The sequence below is a fragment of the Synechococcus sp. CCY 0621 genome, from assembly GCF_019038465.1.
Taxonomy (GTDB): Bacteria; Cyanobacteriota; Cyanobacteriia; order PCC-6307; family Cyanobiaceae; genus Cyanobium.
This window is the reverse complement of sequence record NZ_JAFKRH010000006.1, coordinates 24,978-46,721: the sequence shown is the minus strand read 5'-3', so window position 1 is coordinate 46,721 and position 21,744 is coordinate 24,978. Positions and strand designations below refer to the sequence as shown.

Here is a 21,744-nt window from a genome sequence, read left to right as displayed (position 1 = left end):
ATTTCTCCCCTTCAGGGAGCCCCTCCATTCCTCCACACCCCATCGAGGAATGCCCTCCTGCATCGTCACGAAGGATCGGCCCGGCCCTGCCGGACACGGCCCCTCAGGTGCCCCGAGGTCGACAGGGACAACCCCCATGGATTCCCTGGCCCCAGGTGGTTCCGGTCAGTCTTTTCTCCTCGCCGAGTCCCCACCCAGCGCGAGCCATTGACAGCGTCCAGCACTGAACGCGTCCATCGTCCCTGGGGATGGTTCGAGACCCTGGCGACGGGCCCCGGCTATCTCGTCAAACGGCTCCTGATCACGGCGAATCAGCGGATCAGTCTCCAGCGCCACCTGCACCGCAGCGAGCACTGGGTGGTGGTCGCCGGCTCGGGAATGATGGAGTGCAATGGCGATGGCACCGCCGCCGTCCCCGGCGCCACCCTGTTCGTGCCCTGCGGTGGCGTCCATCGGGCAACGGCGGCGGCAGCGTCCGACCTGGAAATCATCGAGGTGCAGCTGGGCACGCAGCTGCAGGAGGACGACATCGAACGATTCAGCGATGATTACGGCCGGGTGGTAAAGTCTCATTTCAACCTTTGAGCAAGGGCAAGGCAGCCCGGGTGCAAGGCACCCATTCCCACGGTCCGCTGCCGGCCTGCGTTGAAGGATTCACCAGGCTCCAGCATTCCGTGACCCAGATCATTGACGGCAGCACCCTCATCGGTGCCGCTGATTCCCAGGCGGCCATCGAGCAGCCTTACGAGGACAACATCCTCTCGTCCGTCGTGGCTCCACAGGAGGACGACCTCACCATTGTCATCCCCGATTCCGTAGCTTCCGCCGACCCGGAAACGGACCTCGCGAGCGCCCTTCCCGAGGCGGAAACCACCGTCCCCGTCAGCGCCTTCGCCGCCTTCGGCCTGCGCCGTGAACTCCTCGACGGCCTGGCGGCTATCGGCTTCGAGGAACCCTCCCCGATCCAGAAAGCCGCCATTCCCGAGCTGATGCTCGGCCGCGACCTGGTGGGCCAGGCCCAGACCGGCACCGGCAAGACGGCAGCCTTCGGCCTGCCCCTGCTGGAGCGCCTCGATGCCGGCCAACGCACCCCCCAGGTGCTGGTGCTGACCCCCACCCGCGAACTGGCGATGCAGGTGGCGGAGGCCTTCAACAGCTATGCAGCCTGCATGAAGGGCGTCAAGGTGCTGCCGATCTACGGCGGCGCCGATTTCCGCGACCAGATCCAGCATCTGCGCCGGGGCGTGCAGATTGTCGTGGGTACCCCCGGCCGGGTGATGGATCACATGCGCCAGGGCACCCTCGACCTGTCCGGTCTGCGCAGCCTGGTGCTGGACGAGGCCGATGAGATGCTCCGCATGGGCTTCATCGACGATGTCAAGTGGGTGCTCGAGCAGCTCCCTGCCGAACGTCAGGTGGTGCTGTTCTCCGCCACCATGCCCTCAGAGATCCGCCGCATCTCCCAGAACTATCTCAAGGACCCTGCCGAGGTCACGATTCGCCAGAAGGCCGCCGACGGCCGCCGCATCCGTCAGCGTCACCTCGTGGTGAACGGGCCCCAGAAGCTGGAGGCCCTCGAGCGGGTGCTCGAGGCCGAGGGCAGCGAAGGGGTGATCATCTTCGCCCGCACCAAGGCCATCACCCTCACGGTGGCCGAGTCCCTCGAGCAGCACGGCTACGACGTGGCGGTGCTCAACGGCGACGTGCCCCAGACCCAGCGGGAGCGCACGATCGAGCGTCTGCGCGATGGCCGCGTCAACGTGCTGGTGGCCACCGACGTGGCGGCCAGGGGTCTCGACGTCGACCGCATCGGCCTGGTCATCAACTACGACATCCCCTTTGACGGCGAGGCCTACGTGCACCGCATCGGCCGCACCGGTCGGGCAGGGCGCAGCGGCGAGGCGATCCTGTTCCTGACCCCGCGGGAGCGTCGCTTCCTGGGCGGTCTGGAGCGCGCCGTCAACCAGCCGATCGAAGCCATGGAGGTGCCCGGCAACGCCAGCATCAACCAGCATCGCCTCGATCGCCTGCGCCAGAAGCTGACCACGGCCCTGCAGCAGCCGGTCTGCAACCCGGAAGAGCGGGCCCTGCTGGCCGAAATCCTGCAACGGGTGGCCCAGGAGCAATCCTGCAGCCCCGACCAGCTGGCCCTCGCCGCCCTGGAGCTGGGGCTGGGCAGCAAACCCCTGCTGCTTCAGGGTGAGGAGCGCTGGGGCCAGTCCCGTCCCGGTGCCCCCACCAGGGAGCGCGACCGCGACCGTGGTGACAGGGAGCGGGGCGGGGATCGCCGGCCCTTCAACGACCGCAGCCAGGAGCGCGGCGAAGACGGCCCTGAGGACAATATGGAGCGGTTCCGCATCGAAGTGGGCTGGCGCGATCGGGTCAAGCCCGGGAACATTGTGGGCGCCATCGCCAACGAATCCGGCCTCGCCGGCCGCTCGATCGGAAAGATCCGCATCTTCGATGCCCACAGCACCGTCGATCTGCCCAAGGGCATGCCCGAGGACGTCTTCGCAGACCTTCGTCGCCTGCGGGTGATGAACAAGGAACTTCAGATCTCCCGACTGGGCTCCTGATTCCCCTCGCCGGCGTTCACCACGCCGACTCACAACGCCGACTCACCATGCCTTCCCAGCAGCGGCCCCGTTTGCGTTCCCTCCGCGTCCAGCCAGGCCCTGGCTGGCTGAGCCTCAGCCTGGTGGCCCTGGCGGCCTTCGGGCCGACCGGGGGGCCGGCGCAGGCGGCCTCCGGCCCCATCGGCGAGGTGGTGCGCTCGATCTGCCTCTCCGCCTTCGAAACGGAACTGGCCCAGTCCGGCAAGAAGGCTCCCGACGGGATGGCCAACTACGCCTGCAGCTGTGTGGCCGATCGCATCACCAGCGGCAGCAGCATCGCCTCGGCCCGCAGCAGCTGCAGGGACGCCACCTCCAAGCGCTACCCAATCTGATCGGCGCCTCAGGCGCACATCCGGGTCACTTCCTCGCAGGCCATCACCTGGAGATCGCTGGTCGAGAGCTGCTCGACGGCGGAGATCAAGGACATCTGGACCTCGTGACTTTCATTGGCCACAAGGACCTGGAGCAGGTCAAAGAGATCCTGGGTTCCGAGCTCGCCATCTTCACGCCAGGTGAGGCTCCATGGGACGGGGGCGGTTTTCATGGGATCAGCTTGATCAGGGTTTGCTGACAATGGAGCGTCCTGGCCAAGGGACGGGAAAACCTTCGGAATTGCTTCGCTTCCGCTTCAAGTTTCTCCATAGAGCCAAGGGGCTCGGTTGTAGGCTTCCAACAATTCCATGCCGTTCTGGCTCCCTTCGGCACGCACCGACGGCACAGGCCCAACAGAACCGGACCCTCCCTTGGACCCGATCTGAGCTCCATGCCGACCGCCTGCTTTCCCTGGGATTCCCGACACCGGAGGAATCCGTTCCAGCTTTTTCATTGAATGACCATCTACGTCGGCAACCTCTCGTTCCAGGCTGAACGCGAGGACCTTCTCGATCTCTTCGGCCAGTACGGCGAAGTTCGCCAGTGCAGCCTTCCCCTCGACCGGGAAACGGGCCGCAAGCGCGGCTTCGCCTTCATCGAACTCGCCGACGACGCTTCCGAGCAGAAGGCCATCGACGATCTGCAGGACGTCGAATGGATGGGCCGCATGATCCGTGTCAACAAGGCCACACCCCGTGAAGGCGGTGGTGGGGGCGGTGGCGGCGGCCGTTCCGGCGGCGGCGGTGGCTACGGCGGCGGCGGTGGTCGCCCCAGCGGTGGCGGCGGGGGCCGCTCCGGTGGCGGTGGCTACGGCGGCGGTGGCGGTGGCGGCTACGGGGGTGGCGGCGGCGGCGGTGGCAATCGCTGGTGACGCCTGCGGCCACCATGGCCGTTGATGGCGCCAGGGCGGCGACAACCCCAGCACCGGGGCTGACACGTCTGCTGGCCAGCCTGCGGCCGCACCGCAGGCTCGTCCGGCTGGCGGCCGCCTGTTCGGTGCTCAACAAACTCTTCGACCTGGCTCCGCCGGTCCTCATCGGCCTGGCGGTCGACGTGGTGGTCCAGCAGCGCACCTCCTGGCTGGCGGGGCTCGGCTTCAGCACCGTTCCCTCTCAGCTGGGCGTGCTGGCCGTCCTCTCGTTCCTGATCTGGAGTGCCGAGTCCGGCTTCGAATACCTGTACGCCCTGCTGTGGCGTCGCCTCGCCCAGACCGTCCAGCACGAGCTGCGCGTCGAGGCCTACGACCACCTCCAGCACCTGGAGATGGGCTTCTTTGAAGCCGGCAGCAGCGGGCGTCTGCTCACCGTCCTCAACGACGACATCAACCAGCTGGAGCGCTTCCTCGATCAGGGGGCCAACGAGATCCTGCAACTGGTTACCACCGTGCTGGCGGTGGGCGGCACCATGCTCGTGCTGTCCCCCACGGTGGCGGGCGTCTCCTTCCTGCCGATTCCGGTGATCCTTTGGGGCTCCCTGCGGTTTCAGCGGCGCCTGGCCCCCCGCTATCGGGAAGTGCGCGAGCGGGCCGGCGATCTGGCCAGCCTCCTGAGCAACAACCTCGGCGGCATGCTCACCATCAAGAGCTATGCGGCGGAGGACTGGGAGAAGCAGCGGCTGGTCGCCCAGAGTCAGGCCTACCGGGCCAGCAACGGCCAGGCCATCCGCCTGTCGGCCGCCTTCATCCCCCTGATCCGGTTCGCGATCCTGTTTGCCTTCATCGCCATCCTGGTGATCGGCGGTTTGCAGGCCTGGAGCGGTGCCATCGCCATCGGCACGTATTCGTTTCTCGTTTTCATCACCCAGCGGCTGCTGTGGCCACTCACCACCCTGGGCCGCACCCTTGATGACTACCAGCGCGCCATGGCCTCCACCCACCGGGTGATGGATCTGCTGGACACCCCGATCGCCATCCCCAGCGGCCACCGGCCGCTGCCTGTCGCCGCCGTCCGCGGTCACATCCGCTTCGAGGCGGTCGACTTCGCCTACGCCGGCCGCGAAAGGCTTCTGGAAGGCTTTGATCTGGAGGTGCCCGCCGGCGCCACCCTGGGGATTGTGGGGGCCACCGGCTCCGGCAAGAGCACCATCGTCAAGCTGCTGCTGCGGCTCTATGCGATCCAGGCGGGCCGGGTCCTGCTCGATGGCGTGGCGATCGAGGAGCTGGAGCTGCAGGACCTGCGCCGGGCCATCGGTCTGGTGAGCCAGGAGGTGTTCCTCTTCCACGGCACCGTCGCCGAGAACATCGCCTACGGCAGCTTCCAAGCCAGCCGCGTGGCGATCGAAAGGGCCGCCGGCCTGGCCGAGGCGGCCGGATTCATCGACGAGTTGCCCCAGGGTTACGACACCGTTGTCGGAGAGCGGGGCCTGCGCCTTTCCGGAGGCCAACGGCAACGCATCGCCCTGGCCCGGGCCATTCTCAAGGATCCGCCGGTCCTGGTGCTGGATGAGGCCACCGCCGCCGTCGACAACGAAACGGAAGCGGCGATCCAGCGCTCCCTCGACCGCATCACCGCCTCACGCACCACCCTGGTGATCGCCCACCGGCTGAGCACGGTCCGCCACGCCGACCGGATCGTGGTGATGGAACAGGGGAGAATCGTTGAAAGCGGCGGACACGACGACCTGCTGGCCAGGAACGGGGCCTATGCCGCCCTCTGGCGCGTGCAGACCGGGCTGAGACCGGAGGAATCCGTCCGCTGAGCCGGGGGGGCTTAGCTTGGATTCAATGAAGATGTCTCAGCCCAGGTCGGCGCGTCGTCGCGCGCCCGTCCTCATCGCCGTGGCCTGCGGTCTTGGGGCCGGCCTGCTGCTGGCGGGGCCCCTGGCCCAGTTGATCTCGGCAAGGTCGAGCGTTGGCGGCAGCGCGGCGCTCACCAACCCCTTCGCCGCCTGGAGTGGCGGCATGGGCCGCCAGGATGTGCTGATTCTCGGCACCGACGTCGGCGGCGGCAACACGGATGTGATCGCCACCCTGCGCATCGATGGCAACCGCACCAGCATCACCCAGATCCCGCGCGACACGTACATCGAGGCCGAGAGTTTCGGGCCTGTCAAGATCAATGCCCTCTACAACCTCGGCGGCATCGAAGCGGTGAAGCGGGAGATTTCCCAGCGTCTGGGCCGTCCCATCCAGCACCATCTGGTCGTCAATCTCTCCTCCATCCGCCAGATGGCCGACGTGCTCGGGGGGATCGAGGTGAATGTGCCCAAACGCATGCTCTATGAAGACCGGAGCCAGGGGCTGTCCATTGATCTGCAGCCGGGGATGCAGACCCTGAGGGGCAAGGATCTGGAAGGATTCCTGCGCTTCCGCCACGACGAGACCGGCGACCTCGGCCGCATGGACCGCCAGCAGCTGGCCCTGAAATCCCTGTTCCGCAAACTCACCCGACCCGAGTACATGGTTCGCCTGCCGGCGCTGATGATGGCCGCCCGCAAGGACATCCGCACGGACCTCGGGCCGATGGAGCTGGGCGGCCTGATCACCGCCATGGGCAGCACCCAGCTGGACACCCGGAGGTTGGACGGCCGGCCCTTCTACAAGGACGGCATCAGTTACTGGGACGCCGTCTGGCCGGCTCCGGAGGGCGAACCTCTTGAAGCCGAGGGCGACGGACAAGCCAACGCTACGAACGGCCGCCACCGTTTCCTTTTCTGAGACCCTCGGCCGATGGGGGAACGGCCTCACCGGTGTCGACCGTGCGGCCGTCGTCACGGACCGAGAGGGTGATCAGGGCCAGGCCGAGGGCCATCAGGACCGGCACCGGACTGGAGGCGGCCACCGTGACGCCGAGGGCGCCGGTGAACCAGATCGAAGCCGCACTGCTCAGACCGCGCACCTCTGGGATGCCGTGCTTCGGACGGACCGGAGGCACCAGGATCTCGCCGGCGCCCAGAAAACCGACGCCCGTCGCCACCCCCTGAATCACCCGGCTGCGGGCCTGCGGATCGGGACCGGCCGCCAGAACCATCAGGCAGGCACTCATTCCCACCAGCACATGCACCCGCAGCCGGTTGGGATGGGCCCGGCTGCCGTGGTGGGCCCGGTTGATGCCCACGGCCAATCCGCAGAGCACCGCCATGCCGAGCCGCAGCAGGGCTTCCAGATCCAGGCTCAAGGAGAGGACCATGGCGGCCCCGGACGGGACGAAGGACCCCTAACCCTCGCGCACCGGCCGACAGCCCTGGCGCATCAGCGGACAGCCCGGGACCATGCACCTCCATAGGCTCCTGCCAGTCCAGCCCCTTGGAGGTCCGTGCGATCCGCCCTGCTTCGCAACAGCCTGAGGCTCGGGGTGGCCGCCTTTGTCACCGCCGCCCTGTCGCTCTGGTTCGAGCGGATCGCCTACGTGTGGTACCCGATGCTGGCCGTGGTGACGGTCATGGAGGACGGTGATGACCTCAGCCTCCAGGCCGCCAAGGTGCGGGTGTTCGGCACCATCACCGGTGGGCTGGTGACGTTTCTGGTGCACACCGTGCTGGCCGGCTGGCAGGGGGTGCTGGTGTCGCTGCTGCTGATGCTGCCCCTGCTGCGCTGGCTGGGCTGGCAGTCGGCCGCCGGGACGGCAACACTGGTCAGCCTGATGTTCCTGATGATTCCGAGCCATGTGGCCCTGAACTGGGACTACGTGTTCAACCGCACCCTTGATACGGCCGTCGGCTGCGTGATTGCCATTCTGGTGGGCCTGCTGTTCTGGCCCCGGCGGGGCGTCGACCGGCTGATGCGCCTGGAGCTGGGCCTGCGCAACGGTTACATCGCCCAGCTGCAGCGACAGCGGGACTGGCTCGAGGGCCAGGGGGAACGGCCCCTGCCCCTGCCCCCGGCCCAACTCAGCCACGACCTGGTAGCCATGGAACAGCTGGTGGCCCTGGAGCGCCGGGGCCCCCATGGCCGGCGCCTTCAGGGACAGCGTTGGTCCCAGCGGCTGCAGCTCTGGGCGGCGGTCCAGCACCACTGGGTGCAGTGGGAACGGCTGCTGGCTGGCCTTCCCGACCGGCTCCACCCAGGTGCGACCGCCGGCCGCAATGGCGGCAGCGATCCGCTGACGGCCGGCATGGCGCGCATGGGGGCCCTGCTCCAGGGAGGCTCCCTGCCGGCCCCGGGCCCAGATCCCCGGCCCTGGCAGGCCCTGGCCCGGCAGCGGTCGCTGCCCCTGCTGCCGCTGCTGGCCCTGGCCCAGGAGCAGCACCCGCTGCTGGCGAGCCTGCGCACCCTCAGCCTGGTGGCCCGATGCTGATCCGCCGCTCCGAACTGCGCCTGGCCCTGACGGCCGGCCTGATGAACGGCTTCGGCGCCCTGGCCCCGGTGGCCTATGGCTTTTATGCCCCTTTGGCGGTGCTGGTGGTCTGCACCGGCACCTATGGCGGCTCCATCGGCCTGGGCCGTCAGCGGCTGCTGGGATCGGTGGCGGGAGCCGTGGTGCTGGTCGTGTCGTACACCGGCCTGAGCCACCTGCCCCTGCCCCTGGGGCTGAGCCTGGCCCTCGTCGCCATGCGGTTGCTGGGGGCGGCCCTGGGGCTGGAGGTGGGCTACAAGGTGGGCAGCAACATCATCGTGATGGGCTGGCTGGTCCATGACGGCGAGCTGGGAATCTGGGTCCCGGTGCGGCTGTTCTGGACCGTGGTCGGCATCCTCGTGGCCCTGCTGTCCCTGCGCCTCTTCTGGCCCGACCTGGCGGTGGAAGGCAACCGGCAGCGGCTGCGCAAGTTCCTGGCCGAGCTGAGCATGGCCCTGATCAACCAGGCCGACCGCCTCGACGCTCCCGCCGCCCCCGTTGCGCCGGGGGCCATGGCGGCCACCCAGCGGTTGGAGTTGCAGACGGCCCAGGGGTTGCGCCGTCAGCTGGTGGCCCTGCGCGAGGCCATGCCGGCGGTGGCCGATGAGCTGGGCAACAACCCCACCAGCCACAGCACGTACCGCCTGTTCCAGCTCCTGAATGGAGCCGGCTCCCAGCTGGTCGGCGTCGTTGACGGGCTCAGGCTTCTGGAGCACACGCCGTCGGAGCGCAGCCCACTGCAGGGACTGCATGGTGCCCAGGCGGAACTGCTGCGGGCGGTGGCCGCCCGCCTGGAGCAATGGAACCACTGCCTGGGGATGCCCCACCGGCACCGGCCGGCCCCCCCGGCCACGCCCCTGACACCACCACCCCGCTGGGGAAGCCTGGAGCGTTGGCTTCACGATCCGGATCTCGATGGCTTCGAACTGATCCGTCTGCAACGCAATGCCAGCCGGCTGATGCTCTGCGGCCAGGCCCTGCGCAGCCTCGAGCAGGCGGAGCACAGCTGGCGGGCCCTGGGGGAGCCCCCCCGCTGAGCCATGGCCCGATGGCGCCACTCGCTGCCGGAGGTCTCCCGGCTCCGGCCGCCCCTGGCGCTGCCGCTGCTGTCGCTGCTGCTGGCCAGCGCCGCACCCGGCGCCGCGCAGCCGTCCGACCCCGCGGCAAGCCCGCCGTCAGCCTCAGTGCCCCTGCTCAAGCTCGAGCCTGGCTGGGGCAGCCTCCACCAGACCCTGGGCCTGCCGGCCTGGGTTGATCTGGAGCTGGAGGTTCTGGCCGAACCGATGGGAAACCCCGCCGGTGGTCTGGTCCGGGAGGCGAGCTGGATCCAGCAGACGAAACTGGCGGTGACGTTGCGGGTCCCCAACGACCCGGCCCATCCAGTGGGTCGGGAATGGGACCGGTGGTCGATGCGGATGGCCATCGCCAGCTTCAACGGCGACCCCCTCTACGCCCAGCGGCTGGGGGCGGTGCTGCCCCTGCAGGAGGTGGCCAATCCGGTGGGACTCTGGCTCACCCGCGCCAGCCTCCAGCGCCGTTCCGACGACGACCGCTGGAGCCTGGAGGCGGGCTTGGTGAGCATGAGCCCCGATCTGTTCAGCACACCGATCGAGGACTACTACGTGCACGACGCCCTCAACGGGGCCCCGGTGCTGTTCTCCATCCCCAACTTCCCCGTCTTTCCTGTTGCCGCACCGGGGGCCCTGCTGGTGCTGCGGCCGACCCCGGCCAGCACCCTGCGGCTGGCCAGCTTCGATCTGGCCGCCACCAACTCGGTGGCCGGGCTGCTGGGGACCGCCAGCGGCCTACCACCTGGACGGGGCTGGACCCACCAGTTGCAGTGGAGCTATGCCGCCCCCTGGCTGAACCGCCCCCTGGCCGCCCCCATCAGCGCCTGCCGCGAAGGAACCGGCCTCCGGCTGCGACGCTCCACCTGCTCCAAACCGGTGCAGGTGGAGCGCCAGCTGCCGGGGGGCCTGCTGCAACTGGCGGCCTATGCCGGCACGGGCCCGAACCGGGGGGTGTACGGCAGTGCCACCGTGCCGGTGGCCCTGCCCTGGGGCCTCGACCACCGGCTCTGGGCCGCGGCGGCGGCGGGACTCGACACCGCCGCCAATCCAACGCCCAGCTACATCGGTGGCGGGCTGGTGAGCCAGGGGGTCCTGCCCGGCCGCCCCTTCGACCTGCTGATCCTGGGCGTGGCCCGCACGGGCTTCAGCCCGATCACCAGCCCCGGTCTCAGCCACGAAGGCGTGGTGGAGCTCGGCTATCAGGTGCAGATCAACCAGTCCTTCAACCTGCAGCCCAGCCTGCAGTGGATCCTCAATCCGGGTGGAGCTGGCCGGGTACCAGGGGTGTTCGCCGCGGGACTGCAGCTGGGTTTCAGCTTTTAGGGGCCGGTGCGGCCGATGTCGAGCAAACTGGGCGCCGGATGGGGGAGACGGCGGGCCATGGGGGGCAGCGGAACGGGGCGGCCCCTGGCCAGGTGGATCCTCCTGGGGCTGGCGTTGAGCCTGGGGTCGGGGTCGGGGACGGCTCAGCCCCTGCCCGCAGCCGGCGCCGGGGATGGGGGCCGCCTCGAACGCCGCTGGAACGAGCTGGATCGCCAGATCCGGGCCCTCGAACAGCTGCTCCCCGCTGAGGCGGCCCCCCCCAAGGGCGACGCCCTGGCCAGCCCATTGCTGCCACCGCAGGACATGGCGCCCCTGCCACCGCTGGCGCTGCCGGAGGCCGCCAGCCTGCGGGAAGGCCAGCCCCAGGCCCTCAGCCTGGAGCAGACCCTGGCGATCGGCTTCGCCAACAGCCCCAGCCTGCAGGCCCGCCGCGAGGAGGTGGCGGCGGCCCTGGCCGAGCTCCAGAGCCAGATGGGCACCTACTGGCCGCGCCTCTCGGCCTACGCCGCCGGTGGCACAGACCAGGCCAGCAGCAGCTTCTTCTCCCCCACCGGAACGGGGACCCTCTTTGCCCCCAGCAACCCGTTCTTCATCCCCCCCGGCGGCAGGGGCTCCCTGAACACCAACGTCAACGGGGTGGCCACGGGTCTGCAGCTCCGTTACGAGCTGCTGGATTTCGCCCGCACGCCCAGGGTGCGGGCCGCCCTGGCCAGCCTGCGCAGCGGCCGTCTGGCCTACGCCGATGCCCTGCGGCGGCTGCAGCTGATGCTGAGCGAGACCTACTACCTGCTGCAGCGGGCCGACCAGCTGGTGCGCATCCGCGAGGCCGTGGTGCGCAACGACCTGCTGATCCTGCAGGACAGCCTCGATCTCAAGCAGGCGGGCCTGGTCCCCCGGCTGGATGTGCTGCGGCGCCAGGCGATCGAATCGGACGGGCAGGAACAGCTGATCGCCGCCCTGGCGGACCAGGCCATCGCCCGCCGCCGCCTGGCGGCCCTGCTCAACCTGCCACCCCAGGTGACCCCCGCCGCCGGCGACCCGATCCGCCTCCAACCGCGCTGGCCCCTGGATCTGGAAACCAGCCTGGTGGCCTCCTACCGAGACAACCCGGAACTGGAAGCCCTCCTGGCCACCCGCGACGCCCTGCTGCAGCAGAAAGATGCCGTCGCCGCCGGGCTGCTTCCGAAGCTGTCGCTGTTCGCCAGTGCTGGGACCAGTGCCAGCAATGCCAACAACTGGAATGTGCGCGTCGCCGATGGCGGCTGCTGCGGAGCCACTGTCGCCACCTCCCTGAACACCTACGGCAGCGACTGGTCGGTGGGCCTGGCGGTGAGCTGGCTGCTCTTCGATGCGGGCACCACCCGGGGGCAGGCGCGGGCCCTGGCCCGCCGGGGGGCGGCCGTGGCCCAGCAGTACGCCGCCCAGCGCAACGACATCCGGCTGCGGATTGAGCAGGCCTTCTTCGGCCATGAAGCCAGCCTGGCGCGGCTGGTGGCGGCCAGACGCGGAGTGAAAGCGAGCCTGGAGGCCTTCCGTGATGCCCGCCTCCGCTACCAGGCGGGCCTGAGCAGCGAGCTGGATCTCTCCAACACCCAGGAGCGGCTGATCAGCAGCCTGGTGCAGCGGCTCGAGGCCACCGTGAACGTGAACGTCACCTACGCCCAGCTGCTGCGGGAACTGCTGCCGATGCCCACCGATCCGGAGGCGCCGGTTCCGTCCCGTCTGCAGTGGGCGCCATGACGCCAAGCCCCGAAGCGATCGACGCCTCCGAGGCCCGGCGTTCCGGGAACCTGGGGCGGGGCCAGGTCATCGCCCTGCTGCTGGCCGCGCTGCCACTGCTGCTGTTGCTGCAGCCCTACCAATGGCTCTCGGCCCTGGGATTCCGCCTGCAGCGGGCCTGGCCCCTGGGCGACGGCGGCGGCGGCGTCCCCGGAGGAAGCCTGCTGTTGGTGTTCGCCGGCACGGTGCTGCTGAGCCTGCTGGCGAACGGCCCCCTGAAGGGCGGCAGGGGAGGCGGCCTCACCGGGGTGCAGGCCCTGCAGCTGGAACGGGTGCAGATGGGTCCGGCCCGCTCCGCGGCCCTTGTCTCACTTGATCTGAGGCGCCAGCTGACCCGCCTGCCGCTCCTGCTGCTCACCCATGGCGCCAGCCTCACGGTGGGCCTGGAATCCCCCTCCGCCTCCCTGGGCGCCAGCCTGCTGCTGGCGCTGCGGAACTGGCTGGCCCCCCTCAGGCGCCTGCCCCTGCCGGTGCTGCTGGCGACCGGTGCAGGAGCCGGGCTTGGTATCGCCTTCAACTCCGTCCTGCTGGGGGTCACCTACGCCGTCGAGGAGCTGTGTCAGCGTCGCTCGGCGGCCCTGATCAACGGCACCCTGCTGACCACGGCCCTGGGGGTGGTGATCGGGGCCGCCACCGGCCTCTGGGAGAGCACGGCCGAGGCGGCTCCCGCCCACCACGCCGGTGTCTCCCTGCTGGTGGGCGGGGGCGGGCACCTGATCGCACCAGCCCTGCTTCTGACCCTGGGGGCCGGGTGGCTGGGGGGGGTGTTCGCAGCGAGCACCGCCTGGATGGCCAGCCGCTGGAGCCACTGGCTCTCAAGGCCGGCCCGCCCAGGCGGATCCGCCATTCCAAGACCCCTGCTCTGGGCCCTGGGGGCGGCCCTGGTGATCAGCCTGGCGGCCGTTGCCAGCGATGGCTGGAGTCTCAACGACGGCCAGCTGCTGATCCTGCGCATGGCCTATGGCGAGGATCGACCGGGCCTCGAGGTGTTGCCCTGGCGCCTGCTGGCCTCGGTGCTCAGCATCGCCATCGGCGCCCCCGGTGGTGTGATGCATGACGCCATGTCCCTGGGGGCGCTGCTGGCGGGACCCCTGATCGGCGATCTGCCGCCCCTGGAACGGCAGTTGCTCGTGTGGACAGGAGCGACGGCCCTGTTCAGCGGCGCCTGCCGCACCCCGTTGTTCTGCGCCCTTTTCGTGGCCCAGATCGCCGGCAATGGCGCCCTGATCCCCCTGCTGCTGCTCGTGGCCGCCCTGGCGGCACCGATCGGGCGCTGGGTGTCGGCGGACACCTGGAACGAGGTGCAGCTGGAACGCTGGCTTGAGGCGCACGGAAACAGCGGGGCAGAAAGAATGAAAGCAGACTGAGTCTTCGGGCTTCAACATTTGTTCGATTGGCTGAATAACTGAAGTCCCAGCCATTGGACAAAAGACAGCAAAAACTCGGGCGAAATGGGCTATTGTATCAATTGTCTCTTGCGGGCTTAGAGGCCATCAGTCCATCGCTGGCCTCAAAAGCTCACCATGCAACGCCCGTTATCCAAGCTGGCCTTAGCAAGCTGGTTTCGTCCCTTCCAGATTGTTTCCCCCCTCCAGATCACTCCCATCATCTAGCCATGAATTCAAGAGGGATGCATTGAAATCACCCAAAGCTCCAGAGGACGAAAAGCTCCGCCTCGCCAAGCTCCGCTCCCTGCGGCTCCTCGATACAGGATATGACGTCTGTTTTGACAGGCTGACCCGATTGACGGCGCGGATCTTCGAGGTGCCGATCTGCGTGATCGGGTTTGTGGATGAAGATCGCCAATGGTTCAAATCCTGCATGGGCCTGGAAATCTCTGAAGTTGCCCGAAGCGTTTCCTTCTGCGGACACACGATTACCTGTCCCGATATATTGATCGTCGAAGATACGCTTGAGGATGAGCGTTTCATCGATAATCCCATGGTGGCGAATGAACCCCACATTCGGTTTTACGCCGGATGCCCGCTGACCCTTGATCAGCGCAAACTCGGCACTCTCTGCATTGCCGATCATTCGCCCCGATCCCTGGATCAGAGGCAGATTGAGATCCTGAAGGATCTGGCCAGCCTGGTGGAGCAGCAGTTAGCAGCCACCCTGCTGGCCACCAAAGATGGGCTCACCGGCCTCGAAAACAGACGCGGATTCGTTGCCCTTGCCCAGCAGAGTCTGCAGTTGTGCACCCGCCAGGGCTTTCCTGTCTCACTGCTTTACCTTGATCTCGATCATTTCAAGACCATCAATGACCTCCACGGCCCTGAAGAAGGCAATCGAGTCCTGATCGCCTTTGCCGATCTGATCAAGGACGTCTGTCGGGATTCCGATGTCGTTGCCAGGCTGGGTGGTGACGAGTTCGTGGTGCTGCTGATCAATTCCACCCGCGAGCAGTCAGAGACGGTTATCCACCGCATCAAGGATGCTTTGGTCCACGACAACAGACTTTCGGGCAAAAATAACGACATTGATTTCAGCTATGGAATCACCTCCTATCAACCCGAGAGACATGAAACAATCGCCGAATTGCTTGCTGATGGCGATGCGCTGATGCGCGAGATCAAGCGGCTCCGTTGTGAGGAAAGTGACTCCGGCGATGTCCCGGCTGCCGCAGGATCCTCTTGGTCGGGCTTCGCCCACAGGGACACCACCACCGGCTGAACGGCTCACCGGATCGTACGAGCCGCTCCAGCGCGCAAGGAGGCCAGTGACGACTGGCGATCACTCCGGCCGGGAGGAGATCCAGCGCTCGATCCGGTACCCCAGGATCACCACCAGCACCACCAGCCAGAACCACAGTTCCGGCGGATTGGCGTTGCACAACACCACCAGCAGCACCACCTCACTGACCAGCCAGGGGAGCTCCTGGCGCAGCAGGGGGTTACGGATCTGCCAGCGGCGCCGCTCGCTCATGGCACCGGCCCGCTCTGGCGCAGGGAGGGGCGATCCCAGAGGCGGTCCATGCGCAACGTGCGGTAGCCGCCGGTGAGGGAGCGCAGCCCGGGCAGCACATAGGTGATCGGCGTGCGCCACTCCACGTAGGCATGGGCGGCGATGGTGAGGCCTTCACGCACCGGGAAAACACCACTGCCCCCTGAAAGGGTCCAGCGGTAGCCGTCCCGGCTGGCGGGGTCCCGCTCCAGCTCGATCTCCGTGCGCATCACCGGACCCCGTTTGAGCAGGTCCCGGGCCAGCTGGGGATTGCCGATGGTGGTGGAGATGTCTTCTTCCGTGGCTGGCAGGGCGAGCACCTGGGTCACCTTGCCCACGATGCCGCCGAACCGGCCCCGCTGGTCCCAGAGGGGCACCACCTCCACCGGCAGGCCCGCCGGCAGACGCCGGGCATCGGCAGGGGCAAAATAGGCCACAGCCCGCAGCAGCGGTGCCCGCTCGCCGGTGGGGGCGGTGGCCCGGCCCAGGGTGCCGAGGCGCTGGCCGGTGGCGACCGTCTGGCCCTGGATCACCTGCAGATCCAGCACCGTGCCGTCCCGGTCGGCCAGCACCTGGCCGTCGTAGGCCAGGCGGGCCTCGGTGACCCGGATCTGGCGGCGCATGTCATCGATCTGATAGCGGCGCCGCAAGGCCTGGGTCTGGATGTCGAGCTTGACCTGCTCGTAGCTGGTCAGCAGCTCCTTCTCCTGGATCCTGACCGCATCGAGACTGACGCTGGTGCTGGTCAGACCCTGCTCGGCCGCCACCACCTCGGAGGCCAGGGGAGCCACCACCTCCCGCTGGCTCAGCCAGCGCAGGTTGCGCACCTTCTCCGCGTAGGTGGCCGCCAACTCCTCGTAGCGACGTCGATCCTGGGCCAGCTTGGCCAGAGAGGTGTCGACACTGAGCTTCTCGCTGGCCAGCCGCAGGACATCCCGGCGGTCGAGCTCGCGGTCATCGCGCTCCAGCTGGGCCAGGTTGCCGCGTTGCTGTTGCAGCTGGCGGTCGAGCACCGGCAGGTAGAGCTCCATCAGCACCTGCCCCTTGCGCACCTCCTGCCCCACGGTCACCCGCAGGCGTCGCACCTGGCCGCCAGCGCGGGCATCCAGCAGACCGGCCGTGTTGGGGTAGAGCAGCACTCCCTGCCCCATCACCTCCGTGGGCACGGGCCAGAAAAGCACCCACAGGCCCAGGGCTCCGCCCATCGCCACCAGGCACGCCCCCACCTGGCCGCGATCACCGAGGCCCCGCCAGCGGCGGCGCAGGCCACCAACCGGCCGGCTTGGCGGCACTGCACCTGTGGGGGGAGCGGAGGTGGCCATTGCCGCCAGCATGCTGGATGGGTGCCCACCTGTCAGCCCGCCTGAACGCCCAATCGGGCCAGGACCCTGCCATCGGCCACACCCGCGATCACATCGGCCAGCAGCGGAGCCAGCACCGGCACCTGGGCGAAGGCCCCACCAAAACCACTGAACACCCACAGGCCAGCCGCCCCCGGCAGCGGGCCCACCAGGGGCAGCCCGTCGGTGCAAAAGGCCACCGGCACCTGCCGATAGGGACCAGGCAGGGCCGCCAGCAACGGGTCGAGGCCCGCGAGACCCTGGCGCAGACGGCCCTCCATGGCCGCCGCCTCTGGTGGCTCGCCACTGTCCAGGCCCGGCCGCACCAGGCTGATCTGGCCCAGCAACAACCCCTCGCCCCAAGGGGCGCAACCGGCATCGACGATCCAGCGTTCCTCCCCCAACCCCGGCGCCGCCCGCTCCAGGACGGGACGCTGCCAGTGGCGTGGCTGGACGATCCGGCGCTGCACGGCATGCCGCCACCAAGGACGACCCGAGGACGGCAGCAGCCTCGGCCGCGCCGGCATGGCCAGCACCCCGGCCCAGCTGACGCGGAGACGGTCCGGCAATAACGGGGCGAGGGAGCGGCAACCGGCCCCGGCCGCCAGCACCACCTGCTCCGCCAGCAGGGGGCCACCGGACTCCAGCTCCAGCTGCCAGCCAGCGGCCACCGCCCGCGGCGGGGCCACGACCCGCGCCCGCTGCCGCTCCACCCCAGCGGCCGCCAGCACCTGGGGCAGGGCCGCCATCAGCATGGCGGTGTCCACCTGGGCGAAGGGGGGGCGCAGCAGGGAGCTGCCCCAGCCGCCGCCATGGAGGCGCAGACCGCAGCGGCGCCAGCCGAGGGGGCCATGGCGGGACTGCAGCCGTCGCCAGCGGGCGGGGGCCTGGCGCAGCAACGGGCCCAGGGGCCCCGGAGCCCCGGCCCACCAGGCCACCCCGCCGTAGCTGAGGGCCGTGGCCGTGGCCTCCCCCCCATCCACCAGGGTCACCGCCAGACCCCGCTCCGCCAGCTCAAGGGCCAGCAGGCTGCCTGCCAGGCCGCCCCCCACGATGGTCAGCCGGCCGGGGGCGGACACCCCTAGATCTGCAGCGTGAAGGAGCCGATCACGACGGCGAACAGGTCCTTCACCTTGTTCCAGCGGGCTTCGTTGGTGCTGGCGGCAAAGGTGTAGAGCCGGCCGCGATCCACCACCACGGTGGCGAGCTCGTGGCGATCCCGGTCGGCCAGATGGACCGTGTACTCCAGGTCGTAGTAGGTGCGGCCGCCCTGCTCCCGCTCATGGGCCTCCACCAGTTCGGCGTCGCGGCCGCTGCCTTCCGGTGAGATGACGCTGCGGCGCAGGGTCTCGCCCACCTCGACAGCGCTGCCCAGCTGGCTGAGATCCCGGTCGGGGGTGACCTCGGAGACCACAAGGCTGAGGGTCTCGTCGCTGTTGATCAGGTCGTGGAAAACCACCTGGGGACCATTGCTGACCTGCACCCGGGTCCAACCGGTGGGATAGAGGAAGGCATAGCGGCCATCCGGGCTCTGGAAGGAATTCAGACCCGCGGCGGCGGCGCTGCAGCCCACCAGCATCAGGCTCAGCAGCAGGGCCGCGACCAGAGATCCGCCCCAACGCGAGCGCCCAGTGGCGGCGGGGGGAACGGGCGGGTGGGTGGCAGGGAAACCCATGGCACGGGGCGGGGCAGGGGAGCTGGCGAGAGCCGCTGCCATCCTCACCCGGCGCCCTGCCCGGCGCGAGCGGGCCGCCTAGATTCAGCCCACCTGCAGCCGGTTCGCTGAGCGGTTTCACCCGACCCCTGGCCCGGCTGATCGACCAGTTCGAACGCCTGCCGGGCATCGGGCCCCGCACGGCGCAGCGGCTGGCCCTGCACCTACTGCGCCAGCCGGAAGAACAGATCCGCAGCTTCGCTGATGCCCTGCTGGCAGCCCGCAGCCAGGTGGGGCAATGCCGTCGCTGTTTCCATCTTTCCGCTGAGGAGTTCTGCGAGATCTGCCGCAACGAGGAGCGGCGCAACGGCCAGATCTGTGTGGTGGCCGACTCCCGCGACCTGCTGGCGATGGAACGAAGCCGCGAATTCCATGGCCTCTACCACGTGCTGGGCGGACTGATCTCGCCGATGGATGGCATCGGTCCGGAGCTGTTGCAGATCCAGCCGCTGGTGGAGCGGGTCGACCGGGAGGGTGTCATCGAGGTGATCCTGGCCCTCACCCCCAGCGTCGAGGGGGACACCACCAGCCTCTACCTGGCCCGGCTGCTCAAACCCTTCACCAGCGTCACCCGCATCGCCTACGGGTTGCCGGTGGGGGGGGAGCTGGAGTATGCCGACGAGGTGACCCTGGCCCGAGCGTTTGAAGGACGCCGGCGGATGGAATGAACCCCGACGCCTGACCGCGACACCATGACCGCCACCAGCCGCTACAGCGCCATCCCCCCGACGCAGCGGCTGCCGGAGTGGATCCGTCGCCCCCTCGGTGAGGCGTCAGCCACCGAACGGGTCCAGGGTGTGGTCCGGGAGCAGCGGCTGCACACCATCTGCGAGGAGGGGCGCTGTCCCAACCGGGGCGAGTGCTACGCCGCCGGCACGGCCACCTTCCTGCTGGGGGGCCCGATCTGCACCCGCAGCTGCGCCTTCTGCCAGGTGGACAAGGGCAGGGCGCCGCTGTCCCTCGACGCAGACGAGGCGGAGCGGGTAGCGGAGGCGGTGCAGGTGCTCAACCTGCGTTATGTGGTGCTCACCGCCGTGGCCCGCGACGACCTGGCCGACCATGGCGCCAGCCTGTTCACCGCCGCCATCAGGGCGATCCGCCGCCGCGATCCGCAGGTGCTGATCGAGGTGCTCACCCCCGATTTCTGGGGCGGCCATGCCGACCCCGAGCAGGGCCGCCGGGCCCAGCGGCAACGGCTGGCGGCGGTGCTGGCGGCTGCGCCGGTGTGCTTCAACCACAACCTGGAGACGGTGGAACGCCTGCAGGGGGAAGTGCGCCGCGGTGCCACCTATGGCCGTTCCCTGGAGCTGCTGGCAGCGGCCCGGGAACTGGCGCCGGAAATTCCCACCAAATCCGGTCTGATGCTCGGGCTCGGCGAAACGGCCCAGGAGGTGGTGGCCACCCTGGAGCACCTGCGGGCCGCCGGCTGCCAGCGCCTCACCCTGGGCCAGTACCTGCGCCCCTCCCTGGCCCACATCCCCGTGGCCCGCTATTGGACACCGGAGGAGTTCGAGCAGCTGGGCGACACCGCCCGCTCCATGGGGTTTGCCCAGGTGCGCAGTGGCCCATTGGTGCGCAGCAGCTACCACGCCGCCGGATGAGGCCCAACGCCATGGCCAACGTTCTCAGAGGCGCAGCAGGAACGCGTCTCTCCGGTGGAAATCGGGTTCGGCCCCCGGATGGGCCAGGGCCCAGTAACTCAGGCGTCCGTTGCGATCTTCGATCACGCTGGTGATCGCCACCTGCAGCGGGGCCTCCGTTGGAATCGCCGGCGGCAGCCGTAGATCCAGGTGCACTGACAGCCCACCGGCGTCGCGGACGAGGCGATGCGGTGGCAGGTCGTAGCCGGGCTCCGGCCGCAGGCCATCGCGGTACGCCTCCAACCGGTACAGGTTCCAGTGGCCGGCAGGGGAAAGATTCAGCTCCCAGTAGGGCCGCTCCCCCTCGACGCCCCAGAAGCACTCGAAGCAGGTCGTGGACCACAGACCGTCCTGGCGCGAGGGTGACGCGACCGGCGGCGACAGTCGCACCGCCTCGATCGCTCCCCCGAGCCGAACGCTGAGCCGGAGACGCGACTTAACCCGGCTGATCTCGCCCCCCATTTGGAGGGCCGGCGACGTGGTGCCGCCATCGAAGGAACACAGGGCGAAACGATGGCAAACGGGCTCAGCCATCAACAACCAGAGGCGAAGTCGGCCCTGAGATCAGCGATCAGTTCCAGGATCCGACCCTCCTGGGCCTCGATGCTTTCGGTGAGCCGGAACTGCACCAGGGCGCGCTGCAGATTGTGGTCTGGACGGTCCGTCTTGAAATAGACGTTGCCGGCCAGATGATCGGTGAAGAAACGCAGGCCGAGCTCAAAGCTGATCAGGCGAATCGCCGCATAGAGGTGGTCATAATCCGCAGTGGTGAGGAAGGCTGAGGCGGCGGCAAGATAGCCGCTGAGCACCTCGCGGCAAAGGTCGATATCAAAATGGACAGCCTCCAGATCAGCCGCTTCCTCGCCAACGGGATTGCAACAGGACCGCAGGCAGTCGCCGATGTCGTAGTGAATCAGTCCGGGCTTGACCGTATCGAGATCCACCAGGGCACAGGCCCGGCCGGAGCTGGCCTCCAGCATCACATTGTTGACCTTGGGATCCCCGTGGATGGGCCGAAGTCGCAGCTGGCCGCTGACCCTGGCCGTCTCCAGCACCGGAACGAAGCTTCGGCGCTTCTCGACGAAGGCCTGGCAGTGCCGAACATCGCTCCCCATGGCGTACGGCGCGCTGGCCAGCACCGCGTCATAGAGCTCCAGATACCGGGGAGTGACATGAAAACCCTCCAGGGTGTCGGCCAGCCGGGCAGGGGGGAGATCACTGATCAGATGGTGGAAAATCCCCAGACCGAAGCCCACCTCCCTGGCCTGTTCGGCACTGGCCACCACATCGAAGCTCCGGGAGGATTCGATGAAGGTGATCAGGCGCCAGAAACCACCGTCCTGCTCCACCCAGGGACGTTGATCAGCACGGCTCAGCAACACCCGGGGGTGCTGCCAGCGGCGTTCACCCAACAGGGCACAACCCTGATTCAATCGCGCCTCGACATGCTCTGAGATGGCGATCATGTTGGCCATCACCAGCTCGGGCCTTGGAAACACCCTCCGGTTCAACCGCTGCAGCACGAACCGGCGCAACGGGGGCCCTTCGCAGACCACCAGGTAGCTGTCGTTGACGTTGCCGTTGCCCAGGGGTTCAAGGCTGCAGAGGCGGCCGGGAAGGTCAAACGCCGCAGCGATGGAGGCCAGGTCGCCTTCAGGATTCCCCAGGGTCATGG

22 protein-coding genes are annotated in these 21,744 nt (G+C 68.6%); 14 read left to right on the top strand and 8 right to left on the bottom strand.

Annotated elements, in window-relative coordinates; all coding sequences use genetic code 11:
* Nucleotides 1-207: 207 nt before the first annotated feature.
* The 3 genes from KUG43_RS01315 to KUG43_RS01305 all read left to right on the top strand — a co-directional run bounded on the left by KUG43_RS01315 (nucleotide 208) and on the right by KUG43_RS01305 (nucleotide 2,947).
* Nucleotides 208-585, top strand: coding sequence for a phosphomannose isomerase type II C-terminal cupin domain (locus KUG43_RS01315; RefSeq protein WP_216905332.1), 378 nt, complete (start codon nucleotides 208-210; stop codon nucleotides 583-585).
* A gap of 89 nt (nucleotides 586-674) precedes the next feature.
* Complete coding sequence (locus KUG43_RS01310; RefSeq protein ID WP_216905331.1) at nucleotides 675-2,576, top strand: DEAD/DEAH box helicase; 1,902 nt, start codon at nucleotides 675-677, stop codon at nucleotides 2,574-2,576.
* Between the two features lie 47 nt (nucleotides 2,577-2,623).
* Complete coding sequence (locus KUG43_RS01305; protein WP_216905330.1) at nucleotides 2,624-2,947, top strand: hypothetical protein; 324 nt, start codon at nucleotides 2,624-2,626, stop codon at nucleotides 2,945-2,947.
* 8 nt (nucleotides 2,948-2,955) lie between these two features.
* Here KUG43_RS01305 and KUG43_RS01300 read toward each other — a convergent pair whose 3' ends face one another.
* Complete coding sequence (locus tag KUG43_RS01300) at nucleotides 2,956-3,159, bottom strand: DUF8633 family putative protein (RefSeq protein WP_216905329.1); 204 nt, start codon at nucleotides 3,157-3,159, stop codon at nucleotides 2,956-2,958.
* A gap of 285 nt (nucleotides 3,160-3,444) precedes the next feature.
* Here KUG43_RS01300 and rbp point away from each other — a divergent pair, with 285 nt between their 5' ends.
* From rbp to KUG43_RS01285, 3 genes are all read left to right on the top strand, one after another.
* Complete coding sequence (rbp, locus tag KUG43_RS01295) at nucleotides 3,445-3,858, top strand: RNA-binding regulator (RefSeq protein ID WP_216905328.1); 414 nt, start codon at nucleotides 3,445-3,447, stop codon at nucleotides 3,856-3,858.
* 14 nt (nucleotides 3,859-3,872) lie between these two features.
* A complete protein-coding gene (locus KUG43_RS01290; RefSeq protein ID WP_216905327.1) occupies nucleotides 3,873-5,684 on the top strand; it encodes an ABC transporter ATP-binding protein in 1,812 nt (603 codons plus the stop codon).
* Between the two features lie 79 nt (nucleotides 5,685-5,763).
* Nucleotides 5,764-6,642 (top strand): LCP family protein, encoded by an 879-nt coding sequence (locus KUG43_RS01285; protein ID WP_353617893.1) that lies wholly within the window; start codon nucleotides 5,764-5,766, stop codon nucleotides 6,640-6,642.
* Here KUG43_RS01285 and KUG43_RS01280 read toward each other — a convergent pair.
* Nucleotides 6,611-7,114, bottom strand: a complete 504-nt coding sequence (locus tag KUG43_RS01280) for an MgtC/SapB family protein (protein ID WP_286194283.1) — start codon at nucleotides 7,112-7,114, stop codon at nucleotides 6,611-6,613. The genes KUG43_RS01285 and KUG43_RS01280 overlap by 32 nt on opposite strands.
* Before the next feature lie 126 nt (nucleotides 7,115-7,240).
* On the opposite strand from KUG43_RS01280, the gene KUG43_RS01275 reads away from it, so the two are divergent.
* The 6 genes from KUG43_RS01275 (at nucleotide 7,241) to KUG43_RS01250 (ending at nucleotide 15,105) form a co-directional block, all read left to right on the top strand.
* Nucleotides 7,241-8,221 (top strand): FUSC family protein, encoded by a 981-nt coding sequence (locus tag KUG43_RS01275; RefSeq protein ID WP_216905325.1) that lies wholly within the window; start codon nucleotides 7,241-7,243, stop codon nucleotides 8,219-8,221.
* Entirely contained in the window at nucleotides 8,215-9,297 is a 1,083-nt protein-coding gene (locus KUG43_RS01270; RefSeq protein ID WP_216905324.1) for an FUSC family protein, read from the top strand. The genes KUG43_RS01275 and KUG43_RS01270 overlap by 7 nt, the downstream gene beginning before the upstream one ends.
* Before the next feature lie 3 nt (nucleotides 9,298-9,300).
* Nucleotides 9,301-10,653, top strand: coding sequence for a carbohydrate porin (locus KUG43_RS01265; protein WP_216905323.1), 1,353 nt, complete (start codon nucleotides 9,301-9,303; stop codon nucleotides 10,651-10,653).
* A 57-nt stretch (nucleotides 10,654-10,710) separates the two neighbouring features.
* Nucleotides 10,711-12,393: a TolC family protein gene (locus KUG43_RS01260; RefSeq protein ID WP_286194282.1), complete on the top strand. Its 1,683-nt coding sequence runs from the start codon at nucleotides 10,711-10,713 to the stop codon at nucleotides 12,391-12,393.
* Nucleotides 12,390-13,799, top strand: coding sequence for a chloride channel protein (locus KUG43_RS01255; RefSeq protein WP_216905321.1), 1,410 nt, complete (start codon nucleotides 12,390-12,392; stop codon nucleotides 13,797-13,799). The genes KUG43_RS01260 and KUG43_RS01255 overlap by 4 nt, the downstream gene beginning before the upstream one ends.
* A gap of 211 nt (nucleotides 13,800-14,010) precedes the next feature.
* Nucleotides 14,011-15,105 (top strand): sensor domain-containing diguanylate cyclase, encoded by a 1,095-nt coding sequence (locus KUG43_RS01250; protein WP_286194281.1) that lies wholly within the window; start codon nucleotides 14,011-14,013, stop codon nucleotides 15,103-15,105.
* 60 nt (nucleotides 15,106-15,165) lie between these two features.
* On the opposite strand, the gene KUG43_RS01245 is transcribed toward KUG43_RS01250, so the two are convergent.
* Genes KUG43_RS01245 through psbP form a run of 4 tightly spaced genes read right to left on the bottom strand, consistent with a single transcriptional unit; the run spans nucleotide 15,166 to nucleotide 18,390 of the window.
* Nucleotides 15,166-15,357: a hypothetical protein gene (locus KUG43_RS01245; RefSeq protein WP_216905320.1), complete on the bottom strand. Its 192-nt coding sequence runs from the start codon at nucleotides 15,355-15,357 to the stop codon at nucleotides 15,166-15,168.
* Nucleotides 15,354-16,697 (bottom strand): NHLP bacteriocin system secretion protein, encoded by a 1,344-nt coding sequence (locus KUG43_RS01240; protein WP_216905319.1) that lies wholly within the window; start codon nucleotides 16,695-16,697, stop codon nucleotides 15,354-15,356. The genes KUG43_RS01245 and KUG43_RS01240 overlap by 4 nt, the downstream gene beginning before the upstream one ends.
* Before the next feature lie 32 nt (nucleotides 16,698-16,729).
* Nucleotides 16,730-17,794 (bottom strand): NAD(P)/FAD-dependent oxidoreductase, encoded by a 1,065-nt coding sequence (locus KUG43_RS01235; protein WP_216905318.1) that lies wholly within the window; start codon nucleotides 17,792-17,794, stop codon nucleotides 16,730-16,732.
* Nucleotides 17,795-17,796: 2 nt separating this feature from the next.
* A complete protein-coding gene (gene psbP, locus KUG43_RS01230; protein WP_286194280.1) occupies nucleotides 17,797-18,390 on the bottom strand; it encodes a photosystem II reaction center PsbP in 594 nt (197 codons plus the stop codon).
* Nucleotides 18,391-18,527: 137 nt separating this feature from the next.
* On the opposite strand from psbP, the gene recR reads away from it, so the two are divergent.
* On the top strand, nucleotides 18,528-19,097 hold the full coding sequence (gene recR / locus KUG43_RS01225) for a recombination mediator RecR (RefSeq protein ID WP_502988568.1): 570 nt from the start codon (nucleotides 18,528-18,530) through the stop codon (nucleotides 19,095-19,097).
* A gap of 24 nt (nucleotides 19,098-19,121) precedes the next feature.
* Nucleotides 19,122-20,030: a lipoyl synthase gene (gene lipA / locus KUG43_RS01220; protein ID WP_216905317.1), complete on the top strand. Its 909-nt coding sequence runs from the start codon at nucleotides 19,122-19,124 to the stop codon at nucleotides 20,028-20,030.
* Nucleotides 20,031-20,054: 24 nt separating this feature from the next.
* On the opposite strand, the gene KUG43_RS01215 is transcribed toward lipA, so the two are convergent.
* Nucleotides 20,055-20,603, bottom strand: coding sequence for a DOMON-like domain-containing protein (locus KUG43_RS01215; protein ID WP_216905316.1), 549 nt, complete (start codon nucleotides 20,601-20,603; stop codon nucleotides 20,055-20,057).
* Complete coding sequence (locus KUG43_RS01210; RefSeq protein WP_216905315.1) at nucleotides 20,603-21,742, bottom strand: phosphotransferase enzyme family protein; 1,140 nt, start codon at nucleotides 21,740-21,742, stop codon at nucleotides 20,603-20,605. The genes KUG43_RS01215 and KUG43_RS01210 overlap by 1 nt, the downstream gene beginning before the upstream one ends.
* Nucleotides 21,743-21,744 lie beyond the last annotated feature (2 nt).

Excerpts from the sequence above, each read along its gene's own strand:
- KUG43_RS01255 (WP_216905321.1), top strand. The coding sequence starts at position 12,390 with ATGACGCCAAGCCCCGAAGCGATCGACGCCTCCGAGGCCCGGCGTTCC.
- KUG43_RS01305 (WP_216905330.1), top strand. The coding sequence starts at position 2,624 with ATGCCTTCCCAGCAGCGGCCCCGTTTGCGTTCCCTCCGCGTCCAGCCA.
- KUG43_RS01290 (WP_216905327.1), top strand. The coding sequence starts at position 3,873 with ATGGCCGTTGATGGCGCCAGGGCGGCGACAACCCCAGCACCGGGGCTG.
- KUG43_RS01260 (WP_286194282.1), top strand. The coding sequence starts at position 10,711 with ATGGGGGGCAGCGGAACGGGGCGGCCCCTGGCCAGGTGGATCCTCCTG.
- KUG43_RS01270 (WP_216905324.1), top strand. The coding sequence starts at position 8,215 with ATGCTGATCCGCCGCTCCGAACTGCGCCTGGCCCTGACGGCCGGCCTG.
- lipA (WP_216905317.1), top strand. The coding sequence starts at position 19,122 with ATGACCGCCACCAGCCGCTACAGCGCCATCCCCCCGACGCAGCGGCTG.
- KUG43_RS01300 (WP_216905329.1), bottom strand. The coding sequence starts at position 3,159 with ATGAAAACCGCCCCCGTCCCATGGAGCCTCACCTGGCGTGAAGATGGC.
- psbP (WP_286194280.1), bottom strand. The coding sequence starts at position 18,390 with ATGGGTTTCCCTGCCACCCACCCGCCCGTTCCCCCCGCCGCCACTGGG.
- KUG43_RS01265 (WP_216905323.1), top strand. The coding sequence starts at position 9,301 with ATGGCCCGATGGCGCCACTCGCTGCCGGAGGTCTCCCGGCTCCGGCCG.
- KUG43_RS01245 (WP_216905320.1), bottom strand. The coding sequence starts at position 15,357 with ATGAGCGAGCGGCGCCGCTGGCAGATCCGTAACCCCCTGCTGCGCCAG.
- KUG43_RS01210 (WP_216905315.1), bottom strand. The coding sequence starts at position 21,742 with ATGACCCTGGGGAATCCTGAAGGCGACCTGGCCTCCATCGCTGCGGCG.
- KUG43_RS01240 (WP_216905319.1), bottom strand. The coding sequence starts at position 16,697 with ATGGCCACCTCCGCTCCCCCCACAGGTGCAGTGCCGCCAAGCCGGCCG.
- rbp (WP_216905328.1), top strand. The coding sequence starts at position 3,445 with ATGACCATCTACGTCGGCAACCTCTCGTTCCAGGCTGAACGCGAGGAC.
- KUG43_RS01215 (WP_216905316.1), bottom strand. The coding sequence starts at position 20,603 with ATGGCTGAGCCCGTTTGCCATCGTTTCGCCCTGTGTTCCTTCGATGGC.
- KUG43_RS01280 (WP_286194283.1), bottom strand. The coding sequence starts at position 7,114 with ATGGTCCTCTCCTTGAGCCTGGATCTGGAAGCCCTGCTGCGGCTCGGC.